13 protein-coding genes are annotated in these 17344 nt (G+C 37.4%); 10 read left to right on the top strand and 3 right to left on the bottom strand.

The genetic code is table 11. The features are described 5' to 3' along the window. Positions 1–16 precede the first annotated feature (16 nt). The 6 genes from uxaC to ACP3T3_RS05620 all read left to right on the top strand — a co-directional run bounded on the left by uxaC (position 17) and on the right by ACP3T3_RS05620 (position 8044). Positions 17–1414: a glucuronate isomerase gene (gene uxaC, locus ACP3T3_RS05645; protein WP_426478938.1), complete on the top strand. Its 1398-nt coding sequence runs from the start codon at positions 17–19 to the stop codon at positions 1412–1414. Positions 1415–1424: 10 nt separating this feature from the next. Beyond that, positions 1425–2429 carry a sugar kinase gene (locus ACP3T3_RS05640; protein WP_426478937.1) on the top strand — a complete coding sequence of 335 codons (1005 nt, stop codon included), beginning with the start codon at positions 1425–1427 and terminating at the stop codon, positions 2427–2429. Positions 2430–2431: 2 nt separating this feature from the next. Next, complete coding sequence (locus ACP3T3_RS05635; RefSeq protein ID WP_426478936.1) at positions 2432–3100, top strand: bifunctional 4-hydroxy-2-oxoglutarate aldolase/2-dehydro-3-deoxy-phosphogluconate aldolase; 669 nt, start codon at positions 2432–2434, stop codon at positions 3098–3100. A 226-nt stretch (positions 3101–3326) separates the two neighbouring features. Next, positions 3327–4853 carry an MFS transporter gene (locus ACP3T3_RS05630; protein ID WP_426478935.1) on the top strand — a complete coding sequence of 509 codons (1527 nt, stop codon included), beginning with the start codon at positions 3327–3329 and terminating at the stop codon, positions 4851–4853. A gap of 108 nt (positions 4854–4961) precedes the next feature. Next, positions 4962–6425 (top strand): tagaturonate reductase, encoded by a 1464-nt coding sequence (locus ACP3T3_RS05625; RefSeq protein WP_426478934.1) that lies wholly within the window; start codon positions 4962–4964, stop codon positions 6423–6425. Positions 6426–6430: 5 nt separating this feature from the next. Then, positions 6431–8044 carry a UxaA family hydrolase gene (locus ACP3T3_RS05620; protein ID WP_426478933.1) on the top strand — a complete coding sequence of 538 codons (1614 nt, stop codon included), beginning with the start codon at positions 6431–6433 and terminating at the stop codon, positions 8042–8044. A 228-nt stretch (positions 8045–8272) separates the two neighbouring features. On the opposite strand, the gene ACP3T3_RS05615 is transcribed toward ACP3T3_RS05620, so the two are convergent. Beyond that, complete coding sequence (locus ACP3T3_RS05615) at positions 8273–9301, bottom strand: LacI family DNA-binding transcriptional regulator (RefSeq protein WP_426478932.1); 1029 nt, start codon at positions 9299–9301, stop codon at positions 8273–8275. A gap of 397 nt (positions 9302–9698) precedes the next feature. Here ACP3T3_RS05615 and ACP3T3_RS05610 point away from each other — a divergent pair, with 397 nt between their 5' ends. After that, entirely contained in the window at positions 9699–10739 is a 1041-nt protein-coding gene (locus ACP3T3_RS05610; protein WP_426478931.1) for an alpha/beta fold hydrolase, read from the top strand. 77 nt (positions 10740–10816) lie between these two features. Here the strand turns inward: ACP3T3_RS05610 and ACP3T3_RS05605 are convergent, their stop codons facing one another. Then, a complete protein-coding gene (locus ACP3T3_RS05605; RefSeq protein ID WP_426478930.1) occupies positions 10817–11389 on the bottom strand; it encodes a ferritin-like domain-containing protein in 573 nt (190 codons plus the stop codon). 205 nt (positions 11390–11594) lie between these two features. Between ACP3T3_RS05605 and ACP3T3_RS05600 the strand changes: the two genes are divergently transcribed. Both ACP3T3_RS05600 and ACP3T3_RS05595 read left to right on the top strand, forming a co-directional pair. Beyond that, positions 11595–12014 carry a low affinity iron permease family protein gene (locus ACP3T3_RS05600; protein WP_426478929.1) on the top strand — a complete coding sequence of 140 codons (420 nt, stop codon included), beginning with the start codon at positions 11595–11597 and terminating at the stop codon, positions 12012–12014. A 632-nt stretch (positions 12015–12646) separates the two neighbouring features. Beyond that, positions 12647–13783, top strand: a complete 1137-nt coding sequence (locus ACP3T3_RS05595) for a hypothetical protein (protein ID WP_426478928.1) — start codon at positions 12647–12649, stop codon at positions 13781–13783. 81 nt (positions 13784–13864) lie between these two features. Here the strand turns inward: ACP3T3_RS05595 and ACP3T3_RS05590 are convergent, their stop codons facing one another. Further along, positions 13865–14503, bottom strand: a complete 639-nt coding sequence (locus ACP3T3_RS05590) for a response regulator (protein WP_426478927.1) — start codon at positions 14501–14503, stop codon at positions 13865–13867. Between the two features lie 1000 nt (positions 14504–15503). Between ACP3T3_RS05590 and ACP3T3_RS05585 the strand changes: the two genes are divergently transcribed. Next, positions 15504–17306, top strand: coding sequence for a hypothetical protein (locus ACP3T3_RS05585; protein ID WP_426478926.1), 1803 nt, complete (start codon positions 15504–15506; stop codon positions 17304–17306). The last annotated feature ends 38 nt before the right edge of the window (positions 17307–17344 follow it).

Raw genomic sequence — 17344 nt, 5'->3', positions numbered from 1 at the left:
ACAGATCAGACAAAAAATGAAACCTTTTATAACAGACCAATTTTTATTACAGAATAAATACGCTGAAGAGCTTTACTTCAGATTTGCAGAAAAACAGCCTATCATTGATTATCACAATCATTTGATTCCTAAAGATATTGCAGAAGACACTGTTTTTGATAATATCTCCAAAGTCTGGATTGCTGGTGACCATTACAAATGGAGAGCCATGCGGACGATGGGGGTCAATGAAAAATTCATCACGGGAGATGCTTCTGATAAAGAAAAATTTGAAGCCTGGGCAAAAACAGTCCCATATACTTTGAGAAATCCTTTATATCACTGGACTCATCTGGAATTAAAAAGATATTTCGGAATAGATGAGCTTTTGAATGGAGATAATGCATCGGAAATCTATGAAAACATCACTGCCCAGCTTCATTCCCCTGGAAAATCTACCAGAGGACTGTTGGAAATGATGAATGTAGAAACTCTGTGCACCACAGAAGATCCTACAGATACGTTGAATTACCATCAGTATCTGGCGAAAAGTGATTTCAGTATCAAAGTAAGCACAGCATTCCGTCCCGATAAGGCCATCCTGATTGAAAACCACAACTTTGCAGATTATATCGCAAAACTGGGAGCATCAGCAGGAATTGAAATCAATTCTTATCAGACTTTAGGTGATGCTTTGATGAAAAGAATAGACTATTTCCACGAAAACGGATGCAGACTGTGTGATCACGGCCTGAACAATATTTCTTTTGAAGAAGCCACCGAAGCGGAAGTAAATGCTATTTTCAATGATAAACTAGCAGGAAAAGTGATCGCAGAAAAGCAGGTGAACCAGTATAAAACGGCTATTCTATTATTCCTTGGCGAGGCCTATCATCAATATGGATGGGTTCAGCAGTTCCATTTAGGAGCCTTGCGAAATAATAATGAAAGAATGCACAGAATTCTGGGTCCGGATACCGGCTGGGATTCTATCGGTGATTTTGTACAGGCGGAAACGTTATCCAAATTTCTGAATACTTTAGACGGGAAGGATAAACTGACCAAAACCATTTTATATAATTTAAATCCTGCGGATAATGAAATTTTCGCAACAATGATCGGGAATTTCAATGATGGGAGCATCAAAGGAAAAGTACAGTTTGGCTCCGGATGGTGGTTCCTTGACCAGAAAGACGGGATGATCAAGCAGATGAATGCCCTTTCCAATATGGGATTAATAAGCTGTTTTGTAGGAATGCTGACAGACTCCAGAAGTTTCCTTTCTTATCCTAGACATGAGTATTTCAGAAGAGTATTGTGTAATCTCTTCGGTGAAGAAATGAAAAACGGTGAATTGCCGGATGATATAGAACTGATCGGGAAAACCATTTCAGATATCTGCTACCATAATGCGAAAAATTATTTTGATTTTTAATTGAAAAGCTATGGGCAAAATAGTCACATTCGGTGAAGTGATCATGAGACTTTCCCCACCTGGAAACAGAATGATGAAGCAAAGCAGCGAAATGGAGTTTTTTTTTGGTGGGACTGAGCTGAATGTCGCTTCTTCATTAGCAGCAATGGGCTGTGAAGTAAGGCACATCAGCTGTGTTTCGGATGATTTTGTAGGGGAATCTGCAGTTTCTTTCATTCGAAGCGTTGGAATTGATACTGCATTCATTCATACAAATGAACATCCTTTGGGACTGTATTTTCTTGAAGTAGGATCATCAGTCCGTGCCAGCAGAATTGCTTACAACAGATTGAACGGTTCTTTTGCCAACATCAATCCTGAAAATATAGACTGGAAAAAAGCGCTTGAAGACGGTGAATATTTTCACTGGACAGGTATCAGTCCCGGAATTTCCGAATCTGCTTATAAAGCATTGAAAGAAGGCCTGGAAAACGCTCAGAATAGAGGAATTGAGATTTCCACAGATCCGGCCTACCGCTCCAATCTCTGGAAATACGGTAAAAAAGGACATGAAATACTGAAAGAACTGGTTTCTTATTCCACTATTTTTATTGGAGGAGTGAATGAAATCAATGAAATTCTGGGTACTCAGTTTTCTTCAGATAAGGAAGGTTTTATAGAAGTCTGTAAAGAATTAAAGCAGCAGATTCCTTCTGTTCGCAGAATCTTTGATAAAATAAGAATTGGTGTTACAGCGAGCGCGCAGCAAACCCAGGGAAGGGCCTGGGTAGATGAAACCTATTTTGAAACCGATCTCCTTGAAATTAATCCTGTTGTAGACAGAATTGGAACCGGAGATGCTTTTGCCGCAGGATTGATCTATGGCTTAAAGAATTTTGATCAGGAAAAAGCTTTGAATTTTGCCAATGCAGCCTGTGCCATCAAACATACCATTCCCGGAGATATCAACTATGCAAGTGTGGAAGATATTATGGAAGTGAAGAACGGAAATTCAGGAGGAAGAATAAAAAGATAATTATGGCAGGATTTAACAGAATAGAAGTAGCCTTAATGGCAAAGCAGACAGGAATTGTTCCTGTATTTTACCATGCAGATATTGAAGTTTGCAAGAAAATTGTCAAAGCCTGTTTTGATGGCGGTGCCCGGGTTTTTGAATTTACCAACAGAGGAGATTTTGCTCACGAGGTTTTTGCTGAACTGGTAAAATATACAGACAAAGAAATCCCTGAGATGATTCTGGGAATTGGGTCGGTCCTTGATCCGGCAACTGCCTCTTTATACATTCAGAATGGTGCAAACTTTATCGTGGCACCTATTTTAAATCCCGAAGTGGCCAAGATATGCAACCGGAGAAAAATTGCCTGGATGCCCGGTTGCGGCTCTGTTTCTGAAATTTCTTATGCTGAAGAGCTGGGAGCAGAAATTGTAAAGATTTTTCCTGCAACACAAGTGGGCGGTCCGGAATTTATCAAGGCTGTGAAAGGCCCGATGCCATGGTCAAACATTATGCCTACAGGCGGAGTAATTCCCACAAAAGAAAATATCAGTGAATGGATTTCAGCAGGAGCTTATTGCTTAGGATTGGGTTCACAGTTATTTGTGAAAAATGAAAATGGGGAATATGACTATGCGAAAATTAGAGAAGCTGTTGCCCATTCAATACAGATGATTAAAGAAATAAGATAATCTGGTCTTACAATTTTAAATATGTGATGAAGGAACCCCGAAAAATTAATTAAGAGATCAGCAGAAATCCTTACATAAAGTTCAACCTGATTATTCCCAGTTCCTTAAGTCAATGTAAATGATTTAAAAAAATTAACCAATTCCGTACTATAGCAGTATGGATAAGGAGCTTTTTGCTCTGTTTTGTTGTCAAAATCAATAAAAATCAATACTATTAACGATTGATATGAAAAAAGAAATATCCCCGAAACCGACTCACTTCAGATGGACGATCTGCGTGCTTCTTTTTATAGCAACGACCATCAATTATATGGATCGGCAGGTACTGTCACTCACCTGGAAAGATTTTATCGCTCCGGAGTTTCACTGGAATAATAATGACTATGGAAATATCACGGCATTATTTTCTATTTTCTATGCAGTAAGTATGCTTTTTGCAGGAAAGTTTGTAGACTGGATGGACACTAAAAAAGGGTTCCTCTGGGCTATAGGGATCTGGTCTGTAGGAGCGGTAGTACACGCTTTCTGCGGTATTGCGACCTCTGGGGTTCTTACCGGAAACTGGCTGGTAGGCTTTGAGGAATCCAAAGAAATTATCGGAAGAGTAAATAATGTGGGCGCAATTATCAGTACCAGTGTTACCCTGTTTATTTTTGCCCGTTTTGTTCTGGCAGTCGGGGAAGCAGGAAATTTCCCTGCGGCGATAAAGACTACGGCAGAATATTTTCCCAAAAAAGACAGAGCGTTTGCCACCAGTATTTTTAATGCAGGTGCCACGGTAGGAGCGCTGGCAGCACCTGTTACCATTCCGTTTATTGCAAAATCTATGGGCTGGGAGTGGGCGTTTATCATTATCGGGGCATTGGGATTTTTATGGATGGGGCTTTGGGTATTTTATTATAAAAAACCGCACGAGCATCATAAAGTAAATGAACATGAACTTACCTATATTCAGCAGGATCAGGATGATTTGTCTGCAGCAGGTATATCCGCATCAGAAAAGAAATTTTCTTTCAGAGAATGCTTCAGTTACAGACAGACCTGGGCTTTTGCCTTCGGAAAATTTATGACAGACGGGATATGGTGGTTTTTTCTTTTCTGGACACCTGCCTATCTGAGTTCTGTTTACAAAATGGATTCCACACAAAGTGCCTTACCATTATTTGTCCTCTATATGATCACTTTGTTGTCCATCATCGGAGGATGGCTTCCTAAGTATTTTGTGGAGAAAAAAGGGATGAATGCGTATTCCGGAAGGATGAAAGCGATGCTGATTTTTGCTTTTTTTCCTTTGCTGGCGCTATTGGCTCAGCCTTTAGGCTCTGTTTCGCATTGGATTCCGGTATTGATCATCGGAGTGGCAGGAGCAGCTCATCAGGCATGGTCAGCGAATATCTTCTCAACGGTAGGCGATATGTTTCCCAAAAAAGCCATTGCCACCATTACGGGAATCGGTGGAATGGCAGGAGGAATCGGCTCTTTCTTAATCAATAAATCATCAGGGGTATTATTTGACCACGCTCACAAAGCATGGACTACGATTGACGGAATGCCTTTACTGGAGAAATATCCGCAATATATTAATGAACGTTTACCGGAAAATTTTCTTCAGGATCTGGAAAAATCGGGCGCCATTATTTCTGACGGAATTGATAAGGGGTATATGATTATTTTCTCTGTGTGTGCAGTAGCTTACCTCATTGCATGGAGCGTTATGAAAACATTGGTCCCGAAATACAAAGCGATTCAATAAAAAAGAAAGGTGAAATCATACTCTTTAGCTGTGTAAACACCTTGCGAACGAAATTAAATGCAAGCTTACAAGTCTTGCGCTAAAATTCAAAAAATATCAGGATTAAAAATGGAAAATCAGATAAAACAAAAACTAAATCGTGAACTCAATGGATTCCGGGAAAAGCTTCCAATTAAAATCGTACAGTTTGGCGGAGGAAATTTCATGAGAGGATTTACAGATTATATCATTGATGAATTAAATAAAAAAACAGGTTTCAATGCGGGAATTGTAAATGTTCAGCCCACACCGGGTGGTTCTGTTCACAAACTGGAAGAACAGGATAACCTGTACACCCTTTTTACAAGAGGAATAAAAAAAGGTGAAATTATTGATGAAAAACAAGTGATTTCTTCCATTCAAAAATCAATTAATCCTTATACGCAGTATGATGAATTTCTTGCTTTAGCAAAAGAAGAAGAACTGGAATTTATCTTTTCCAATACCACAGAAACGGGGATTGCTTATGATGAAACCGAAGATCAATATGCCGGACCTCATAAAAATTTTCCAGCGAAAGTAACGGTTTTATTATACGAAAGATTTAAACATTTCAACGGAGCACCGGAAAAAGGGTTAAGAATCATTCCCTGCGAACTGATTGAAGACAATGCTTTCGCTTTAAAAGATATCATTCTTCAATATGCCCGGCTTTGGAATTTAGAAGATCGTTTTGTGCAATGGATTGAACAGTCTAATTATTTCCATAATACGTTGGTAGACAGAATTGTTCCGGGATATCCTAAAGATGATATAGAAATATATGAAGAGCAGCTGGGATATGAAGACCGGATGATGGTGGTTTCTGAAGTGTTTTTACTTTTTGTTATCCAGGATGTTAAGAATTTAAAAGAAAGAATACCTTTTGATCAAATTAATGAGCAGATTCTGGTTGTAGATGATATTCAGCCTTACCGCCTCAGAAAAGTAAGAATCCTGAACGGCGGACATACTCTGATGCTGGCTCCGGCCATTTTATCAGGAAAAGAAACAGTAAAAGATTCTATTGATAACCCGTTTATCGGGAAGTTTTTAAAAGAGGCCGTTTTCAATGAAGTTAACCCGACGTTAGGACTGGATGAAAATGAATTAAAAGATTTTGCTGAAGAAGTTTTCGACAGGTTTAGAAATCCTTTTATCAAACACCATCTGGCAAGTATTGCTTTATATTTTGTGTCTAAATTTAAAGTGAGGGTACTGCCGAGTTTATTGAAATATATTGAAACCAATCAAAAACTGCCGCTCCATTTAACATTTTCTTTAGCGGGTCTCATCAGGTTCTATCAGGGAAACTTTGAGGATAAACCGCTTCCACTGAATGATGAACAGATGATTGTGGACCGGTTTAGAGAAATCTGGTTAACAAATGATTATACAAAAGTGTCAGAACTTGCATTAAGTGAAACTTCTTTCTGGGATACAGATCTGACAGAGATTGAAGGTTTGAAAGAAGCAGTAGCAAAAGCTTTGTGGGAAATAGATCATCACGATATAGAAACTGCTTACCATAATTTTGTTCAATTTTATTCTTAAAAATCATGCAAAAGAAAGTACTGAAAGTAAATCACAAAGATAATGTCGCCGTAGCTCTGGTTGATCTGTTGCAGGGGGAAACGGTTACTTTGGATACTATTACTTACGAAATTATAAAAGATACAAAAGCCAAACATAAGTTTGCTACAGAAAATCTTTCAGCTGGGGATCCTGTTATGATGTATGGTGTTTTGGTGGGGAAAGCCAGCCAGCCTATTCAAAAAGGTGAAGTCATTACTACTGAAAACGTAAAACATCAAAGCGCAAAAGTAGAAGGTAAAACAGAAACAACTGCGTGGACAGCTCCGAATGTAGAAGCATGGAAAGGCAGAACATTCATGGGATATCACAGAGAAGACGGACAGGTAGGAACGGAAAATGTATGGCTGTTTTTTCCTTTGGTTTTTTGTGAAAACAGAAATGTAGAGATTTTAAAAGATGTTTTTGAAAAAGAACTCTTATTCGAAAAAGTAACAAAACATCAGCTGTTGCTGAGATCGCTGATCAATAATTCAGATCCGGAAACCATTGCTGAAGAAGATCAGAATGAAAGAGTTTTTAAAAATATTGATGTTAAGTTCATTACCCATCAGGGCGGCTGTGGCGGAATTCGTCAGGATGCCGAAGCGCTGGGGCGTTTACTGGCAGGATATGTCAATAATCCTAATGTAGCCGGAGCAACTGTTCTGAGCCTGGGATGTCAGAATCTGCAGATTCAGATTTTCAAAGATGCTTTGGAAAAGATCAGCCCCGACAATAAAAAACCGATCATCGTTTATGAACAGCAAAAATCCGGAACGGTAGATGAAATGCTGAGTGGAATTATCAGAGATTCTTATGAAGCGATCAAAAAAGCCAATGAGATTCAAAGAAAGCCGGCGCCTGTCTCCAAACTGGTATTAGGTCTGGAATGCGGCGGGTCAGACGGTTTTTCAGGAATTTCTGCCAATCCTGTTTTAGGACAGTTGTCAGATGTAATGGCGGCAATTGGTGGGACAACTATTCTTTCAGAATTTCCGGAATTGTGTGGAGTGGAGCAGGAGCTGGTCAACCGCTGTGTTAATGAAAAAGATGCAGAAAGGTTTTTGCAGTTGATGAAAGACTTCGAAGAATCAGTCGTTGCTGCAGGATCCGGTTTTGACATGAATCCGTCACCGGGGAATATTAAAGACGGGTTGATCACTGATGCCATGAAATCTGCAGGAGCGGCTAAAAAAGGAGGTTCTTCTCCCATTAATGATGTTCTTGATTTTACGGAATACATTAAGAAACCGGGATTAAATTTACTGTGTACTCCCGGAAATGATGTAGAATGTACAACGGCTTTAGCAGGTTCGGGTTCCAATATCGTGCTATTTACAACAGGCCTTGGAACTCCTACGGGAAATCCTGTAGTTCCGGTAGTGAAAATATCTTCCAATACTTCACTTTCGGAAAGAATGCCCGATATTATCGACTTCAATACCGGAGATGTAATCACCGGAGAAAAGACCATTGATGAAAAAGCAGAAGAACTGCTGGAATACATCATCAAAGTAGCCAGTGGAGAAATAAAAACAAAGGCAGCTATTTTAAATCAAAATGATTTTATCCCCTGGAGAAGAGGCGTAAGTTTATAAAAATGTTTTTAAGTATAAATATTAATTAGGGATGAAAATGCTTTCTACATGAATAGGAAGCATTTTCTTTTTCTAAAAATGAGATCTTCCCATCATTGTTAAAATTTGTAATAAAGAACCATAACCTCATTCAATAGGAATGGGCTTTAGCCCGTTTAATAAAAAGATACATCATAATTGGCTTAAGCCAAAACCTATAAAGTGAGAATATATTTTAGATTCTTCCCCTTATTTTCTCTTCGATGATTTCCTGATATAAAGCTGCGGTGTAAGCACCACCTTTTTCTCAATAGAAACTCCGGAACCGTTTTCTTTTACACTTTCTAAAAATACCTGCCCTGCCATTTTTCCCATCAATACAGGAGTCTGATCAACAGAACTGATCGGAAGCTCCATAAATTGAGTAAAAGGTTCATTAGAAAAACCGATAATAGCGACTTCCTGAGGGATTTTGATATTTCGTTTCTTCAATTCCTGACAGGCGCCCAGCGCAGCAAAATCACTGGAAGAGAATATGGCATCAGGAACCGACTTTTTACCCCAAAGCTTTTTAATAGCTTCCGTTCCTTCATCAATAGAGCTGCCTGTAAAAATAATATTGTCTTCTTTTACAGGAAGATTGTGATCGGTAAGGGCTTGTTTATATCCGTTAAGACGGTTCTGGTAAATTTCAAGATTAAGGTCACCTGCAAAATGGCATATATTCTTATAGCCTTCTTTAATCAGATGTTCTGTAGCCATATACCCGCCGCGATAATCATCAATAGTCACCGTGCTGATCCCTGAAATATCTTTTTTACGGTCAAAAAAGATAACCGGTGTATTCGAAGTATCTATAATACTTTGGATATGACTGATATCTGTTGTTGTTTTGGAAACAGACATGAAAATACCATCTACCTGAGCATTCAGCAATGTATTAAGCTGTCTCTTTTCAATATTGACATCTTCATGGCTCTGGCAGATAATAACATGATACCCTAATGGAGACAGTTCTTCCTCAATTCCCCGAATGACGGAAGAAAAGAAATTAGTGTTGATGTAAGGAACTATAATCCCGACATTTTTGGTTTCACCGCTTTTCAAGGCTTTAGCAAGGTTATTCTGTTTATAGTTCATTTCCTTAGCCGTTTTACGGACCAGTTCTTTGGTTGCTACACTTATTCTCGGGTGGTCATTCAATGCTCTCGAAACAGTTGCCACACTTACGTTGAGCTTATTGGAAATATCATATATTGTGGCACTTTTCTTATTCATACTGATTTTTTCTGAAACGTTTTTAAGAGGTCTGAACAACAGACCTTATTGACGTAAATTTAATCAAATTATAGCTATTTGGAAGGAAAATACCTGTATTTTATACTTCACAAGCCTATATTGATGAGATAATCTGTTTGATATTTGGTTAAACAATTGATTTTTATTGTGTTACGTGTTTTTTATGTTGGAAAAGTTCCGAAAAGCTAAAAAAGCTGTGGAGCTGAACATATAATCGTTTTAATTCCTGCTATCTCTTTCAGACAATAAGATTAATTGCTGTCCGGTTTAACGCCCGGAATTCAGACTTTACCGTTCAATATGACCTCTTCAAAGTATTTGCCCTTATTTCTAGCTTTATTTTACTATAATTTTACCATAACAAAAGATCACTATTATGAATACTACATTGAATTTAAGTAAAAAAGTATTATCCCTGGTCATTTTTATGGGGATGGGATTATTGTCTCTGAAAGCACAGACTAATACTTCAGTTGAAAAAAAACTGGAAAACACAACTGTCAGATCAGCTTTTCAGAATACAAAGAAAATCAGGGCCGGGCTGCTGGATGTAGGCTATGCAGAAGTTGGACCCGAAAATGGAAAACCTGTTATCCTTCTTCATGGGTGGCCCTATGATATTCATAGCTTTGAAGAGTCCTCTGCTATACTTGCTGAAAAAGGCTACCGTGTTTTGGTGCCTTATTTAAGAGGTTACGGTACCACCACATTTGTATCTCCAAATACAAAACGTAACGGTCAGCAGAGTGCTGTTGCATTGGATATTATTGCTTTTATGGACGCTTTGAAAATAGATAAAGCAGTCATTGGTGGTTTTGACTGGGGAGCGAGAACTGCTGATATCATGGCAGCATTGTGGCCTGAACGCTGCTCCGGGCTTGTTGCTGTAAGCGGGTATTTAATAGGAAGTCCAAAGGCAAATGAAAAGCCTCTGCCACCCAATGCTGAGCTTTTATGGTGGTATCAGTATTACTTTTCAACAGAAAGAGGATATAAGGGCTATAAAGCCAATACAATGGCATTTAATAAATTAATCTGGAAGACTGCTTCGCCAAAATGGACTTTTGATGATCAGACTTATGAACGCTCTGCCGGTGCATTTAATAATCCGGATCATGTTGATATCGTGATCCATAATTACCGCTGGCGTCTGGGATTGGTTCAAGGGGAAAAGCAATATGATGAGCTTGAGTCCAGGCTGGCAAAATCTCCTAACATTACAGTTCCAACCGTTACCTTGGAAGGGGATGCAAACGGAGCAGCATTCCCGGCACCGGAAAGCTATGCCTCAAGATATACAGGAAAATATGCCCATCACACACTTACAGGTGGAATTGGACATAATTTACCACAGGAAGCTCCAAAAGCATTTGCAGATGCAATTATAGAGGTAGACTCCATGTCAAAGTCCCGATAATCTGCACAAGTACCATAATGCTGAAAATTCTCACATAAAACAGATTGTTTAACGCATCTGTTTTATGTGATATTTATTTATACAGCCTTTGTATTAAGTCTGGTATCAGCAACTTTACTTAAAAGTGCATCACATTTTTTTTCTTCTCCGAGAGTAGCCAGAAAATTTTTAAGGCATACATTTTCTTTTAAAACCTTAGCATAGGCGGCCAGTGTTCCATAAGTGGCAATTTCATAATGTTCTACTTTTTGGGCTGCCGCAATGATGCCTGCATCTCTGACAGATCCTGCTTCTGTTTCTTCCATAATACTTTTGCCCTCATCCAGTAATCCCTGCATCGCATCACATTTTTTGGCCTGCGGTCTTTTCTTTAATGATTTAAAGCATTCCTCCAGTCTTTTTACATGAATTTCCGTTTCCATTAAATGGTTTTCTATAGCCGTCTTAAGTTTTTTGTCGGTAGCATTTTTATGCATTTTAGGCAATGCTTTAACAAGTGCTTTTTCAGCCCAGTAAATATCTTTCAGTGAATCTTCAAATAAGTCTTTCAGCTCTTTTGCTGCACCCTTTTTAGCAGGAGTTTTAGCTGATTTTTTTACAGGGGTTGCTTTTTTTGTAGTGGTCTTTTTTGTAGTGGTTTTGGTTGCCATAATAATAGATTTTGTGATTAACATTCATATGTGCAATTTTAAGGCCATCCGGTTTTGGAGATTATCAGGGAGTAGTTGACCTTATGATCCGGCTCATAAAAAAATGCCTGAATTCTTCCTACATTAGAGAATTATTTACCAGGCAGCATTATATTTCTTTTACAGTTCGGTTTTAAAGATTGTTTTGCACAAAATCCCCCTAATTATGAAAAAGAACCTTTTTGACCGGTTTTCGGACTGGGCTGTATGTTTTACAGGAAGTGCCGGAGCATTTGTTGGCGCAAGTTTAATGGTGGTTGCATGGGCAGCTACAGGACCTATATTTAAATTTTCAGAAGTTTGGCAGATGGTAATCAATACCGGAACCACTATTATCACCTTTCTTATGGTGTTCCTGATTCAGAAAGCACAGAATAAGGATTCGAAGGCGATTCAGATTAAGCTTAATGAACTTGTTGCGAGTCATCAGAATGCAAATAACCGGATTGTTGATATTGAAGACCTCACTGAAGATGAGCTTGATGAGCTTCATAAGTTTTATGAGAAACTGGGAAAAGTTCACGGAAGCAAAAATCAATCTTCCGGAAGAAATAATGATCGGCACAAAACTGATCGTTATAAATAATGAAATTCCGTTTCCCGGCTTATTCAGGATATAGGAACCCCTTCTTAATTCTCAAAAGAATGCAGAAGAGTAAAATCAAATCAAAAAAAGACAAATCCATCAATATACTTTGTTGATTGAAAAAATGTTCCCTGAAATCCTCCTGTCCATATGATCAGGAGGATTTTTATAATATAGGCTACTTATATTTCACTATACAATGTGTAATTTTTAAACTACATAATTGAGACATAATACTACATATGAGGCAATTTGTTTTTACATGGGTAAATTAAGTTTTTACGTTTCGAATTTTAAATTTGTACTAACAAATGATCAGTTTAATATTTGAAAAATAGAAGACTTAATAAGTCAATGATGAAATGCAAATAAAAAGAATAATAAAATCACATTAGTCTCAAAAAGTAATGGTAAGGTTCCCCAGAATATATTGATATCAGGTTGCCTCTGTAAGATTTTAATGCTCCATTTTATTTATTCTTAAACAAAAAACTCATTTTTTTTATTTCAATTTTAGTAAAGGAATATTTCTCTGCTTTGTGCTGATAATGCACAGATCGGGACATAAGAGTCATTTATTTGCTCATCCGGTATTTTTCATTTTAAAAAATTTAAACACTAAAATTAAGATAATGAAAAAAAATTTAACAACTTTATTAACAGCAGTCCTATTGGTTTCCTCTACGGGTATTTTTGCTCAGACAGCAGGAGTTGGGATTGATACTACAACCCCTAATTCCACATTGGACGTCAGTGGAAAACTGGGAAATACCGATATTGACGGAATCCAGGCGCCGAGACTTACACGCGCACAGCTTTCTGCTAAAGGAGATACGCTTTATGGTACTAATCAAAAAGGAGCTTTGATATATATTACCGATATATCTGCCGGTGATAATACGGGATCCAGAGTTAATGTCAACAGCATTGGGTATTACTATTTTGACGGTACGTTATGGCAGAAGCTAATCAGTAATTATAATAATATTTATAATGCAGATGGTACCCTTACCAGTACCAGAATTGTTGCTCAAAATGGGATGGAATTAAGATTTATGAACCAACAGAATACAACATTTAGTAATAGTACCGGCCTTGGTATCGTTCAGGATTCCGGTACTGGATTAAGGTCTTCAATGGGGTTTTCCAATGGGGGGAATTATTCCTTATTTATCTATTGTGATACCGATTCGGCGGCACAGATTGTTGCTACCGGAAAAAGTTCATCCCTTTTCTTAGGAACCAGCAGTACCCATGCTCCAACGGGTATTGATTTTACCACAACAATGGCAGGAGATGCTTTAGGGCAGGTGCAGATGCGGATTTCACCAGCAGGGAATATTACGGCAATGAATAATCTGGCAGTAGGCTATAATACAGAACCCGCTTTTGGTTCAGAAAAATTAAATGTAAACGGTAGTATTAAAACGGCTTCAGCTACCTACCCTGACTATGTCTTTGACCAGTATTTCACCGGTACATCAAGTATTAATTCAAATTATAAATTCGCCAGTATCTATGACACAGAGAAATTTATTAAACAGAACAAACACCTGCCTGGAGTAACTTCCATCAAGGAACTGGAAAAAACAGAGGATGGATATTCTTTTGATATTACCAAATTGTCTACTCAAACCCTGGAAAAAATAGAAGAATTGTATTTACATGTTATAGAACAGCAAAAACAAATTGATATGCAAAAAAAACAAATAACTACTTTACTCAATTTAACCCAACAATTACAAAAGACTAAGTCAAAAAAACATTAATAACCTGTAATAAAGGATTTTGCGATTCTGATAGAATACAGATGAATAAAAAAACGGAATATTTATTCCGTTTTTTTATTACTATTTATATTTGTCTGTCTGGTTTTTATCTCCTAATCTGATAAGATCAACCGTATTTTTAATATTCAGTTTTTTGAACATTCTTGATTTATAAGTACTCACCGTCGATAAATGAAGGTTTAATTCATTTGATATTTCAATGTTGCCATAACCTTTTACCAGAAGGTCAAATATTTCCCTTTCTCTTTTTGATAATGTTTCAAATGGATTGGTAGCATTATTTTTTTTGGCAGAAGAAACCAGTTTTTTTACAATATCCGGAGAATAATAAGTCCCTTTTTCAAAGATCTGCCGGACTGCTTCCAGGATATTGTTTTCATCTGATAGTTTACTGATAAAGCCGTCAGCACCTTCAACGATATACTGTACAGCGATATCATTGTCACATACAGAGAATATTAAAATCTTAAGATCGGGCTGTATCTTTTTTAACTCACCAATCATGCTTACATAGTTGCTTTCCGGCATATTGACATCCATAATCAGCAAATCGAATTGTTCAGCATGCAACTTTTCTGTGAGTTCCGGGTAGGATCCCGCACAGGAAACCTTTATCTCTTTGTAGTGGGATTCTAAAATCAGAATTGTTCCTAACCGTATTACAAAATGATCGTCTGCGATAATAATTTTTTTAGTCATCTTTTTGTGTTTTTATTTTAATTGAAACTACATATCTTAACGATATCTTCACTGTTTTGTGGAGCCCGTTATCTGTACCACACATACAGAAGCTGTTTGCTGGCTAAAAGAATTGTATCCATACAGATAGCAGGAATATTAGTGGAAATTAAAGGTAATTGTAGCATTTGTGTTGTTGTAATTATTATAAATGTAGTGAAAATTAATAATTGCTAAAAGGATAATGTCATTTACGAACTCCCCTGAATTAGATCAAAAAGGACAGGATCGGCAATCTGTTTTTACGCAATATTATTTTTGGATTTATCAATATTATCTGGCTTTTTCCGTGTTAATTATTATTTGATGTTAGCGCCCGGACATTTTAACCTGAATTCCAAGTTGACTTCATCCAGAGAAAAAGAAGAGTTATCTCCTCTCTATCTAGTGAAATAACGTATTTGCTTTGCAAAATATTTTAAATAATACTATATAAATTTTCCAGTAAATAGTATAGGACACAATTGAATAAATTATGCCCTAAAACGAAAGGTGAATTACAGGTAAGTGAATGAAAAAAAATAAACCTGAGTATGGGAATAAAAATACACAACATTACTTTAGCGGTAGTATTGTTAAGAGCTGCCATCAGCTTTAAAAGCCGGGGTATACAATCTGTTGTATAGAATTATATAAAGCATTGAAATTTTTAATTACACTTTTGAATGAGCGGAATATTGCTATTCCACCATTTGAATTTAATGTTGAAAAAAAAGTAGTTGTTTTTTTAAATTTAAAACTATTTCTTGGCCTGTAAAGAAGTACTATTGAAAACCACCGCCACTCTGCATCAACGATTGAAAATGCAGGTCAAAGCACAATAGGATATGTCTGTGGTGGGAAAAAAGAACGGACTGCGGTGGTATATTCGTTTTTAAGCTGTAGATAGAAATTTTTCTATATTGTAAGCCTATTGGCGTATAAATTGATACTACAAACTGAATTTGAATTGTGATGACTAATGACTAGATTGACTGTAACTCTGATTTTCTTTTTAAGTGGTCTTTTCTTCTTAAATGCACAGGAAAAGAAAGACTCATTATACTACAAAATAGAAAAATTTTCTGACCAAAGAAAGGTTACCAAATTCATTCACCGTTTTATATTCCGCAGGGAGCCGGATTCAACTTCTGTTAAGTCCAGAACGGAAAAACTTTCGCAGGAGGCCTATAACAAAAAGTATATCAGAAATATCAGGATAGAAACTATAGATCCTTTCGGATATGGCTCCAAAGACAGTAAAGAAATTGGCAGATGGTATGATTGGCTGGCAGATCATCTTCACGCCAGTACCAGAAAATCTACCATCAATAATTATTTGCTTTTTGAGGAAGGTGAACAATACAACGCCCAGAAACTCTATGAATCTGAACGTCTGCTCAGAACAATGCCTTTTATAAACAGAGTGAATATCAGTGTTTCCGACAGTACTTCCGGCAAGGATTCTATAGATGTGGTCGTAAAAATCCTTGATTCCTGGAGCCTGAAGCCGAGAATCAGCTATTCCGGGAGTAAGCTCGGCTTGGGCGTTACTGAAGAAAATGTCCTGGGGTTAGGTCATACATTTGATTTCCTGTACAGAAATGATTCCAAAGAAAAACAGGATTATATGATGGGAAGCTACACCACTTATAACCTTTTTGGTACTTATATCAGTGCCCAGCTTCTTGGAGAACGTGATTTTTTGAGAAATGAAAGAATCAGTTTCAATGTAAGGAGAGACTTTTTCTCACCTTTGACGAAGTGGGCAGGCGGTTTTACATTTGAATATTTTATGCGTAAGGTTTTACTTCCTACGGAAACAGCGGATACCACTTTTCCGGAAGTTCAAATTAAAGTGTATAACCAGGATTTATGGGGTGGTTATCAGATTCCCGTTTCATCAGATGCAAGCGAAAAAGTATCCAGCAATATTGCAATAATAGGAAGGTTCCAGAATTATCAGTACAAAGACAGTCCCGGAATCGATCAGTATCAATATTTCAGCTCTTACAACAGTTTTCTGATGTCTGTTGGACTCATTCGCAGAAATTTTTCGGTTCAGAGGAATATTTTTCAATATGATTTGCCGGAAGATGTTGCTTATGGGAATTCTGTGAATATTACCGCAGGAGGTTTGTCAAGAAATAAAAAAGTGAACCCATATGTAGGAATTTCCGCATCGTATGGCAGCTTTACAAAGCTGGGATATTTCACAGTGAAAGCCCAGTTTGGAAGATTCTTTAATGAAGACAGCCAGAACAGGGAATCTTTCCGCTTTGACGGAACGTATTTTACCCATCTTATGGATTGGAAGTTTGCCAAGGCAAGACATTTTTTCTCTCCCACGTTAGCGCTGGGAAATCCACAGCACAATTACTCTTATAAGGATAGAATAAACCTTTCTTCCGCAGACGAATTTCCCGTTTACAACTCAGATTATATCGGAACTAAAAAACTGGTTTTAAGGTATCAGCTCCAGTTGTTTATTAATAAAACCTGGAAGAATTTCCATTTCAGTCCTTATTTAACTACAGCTGTGGGCTGGCTGGGAATGCCTGATGATAAACTACTTAAAACAAAGGCAAATACAAAAATCGGAATAGGAGTGTTAATTAATAATCCCTATCTGGTTTTCAACAGGATTCAGATTTCTTTCATGTATTATCCGCGTGTTCCTTTTGACAATAACTCGGTTTTTGATTTTAACAGCAACAGGAATAACCTTTTACCAATGAACAGCTTTGCAACGGATATTCCTCATTTTGTGAATTTTGGAAATTGATAATAATGAAAAATCAGTTCAGGATTTAACGGTCTGAA

It is taken from the genome of Chryseobacterium sp. CBSDS_008, from assembly GCF_049959325.1.
Lineage (GTDB): Bacteria > Bacteroidota > Bacteroidia > Flavobacteriales > Weeksellaceae > Chryseobacterium.
Note: the sequence above shows the minus strand (reverse complement) of the source record. Positions and strands in the feature narration are given on the sequence as shown.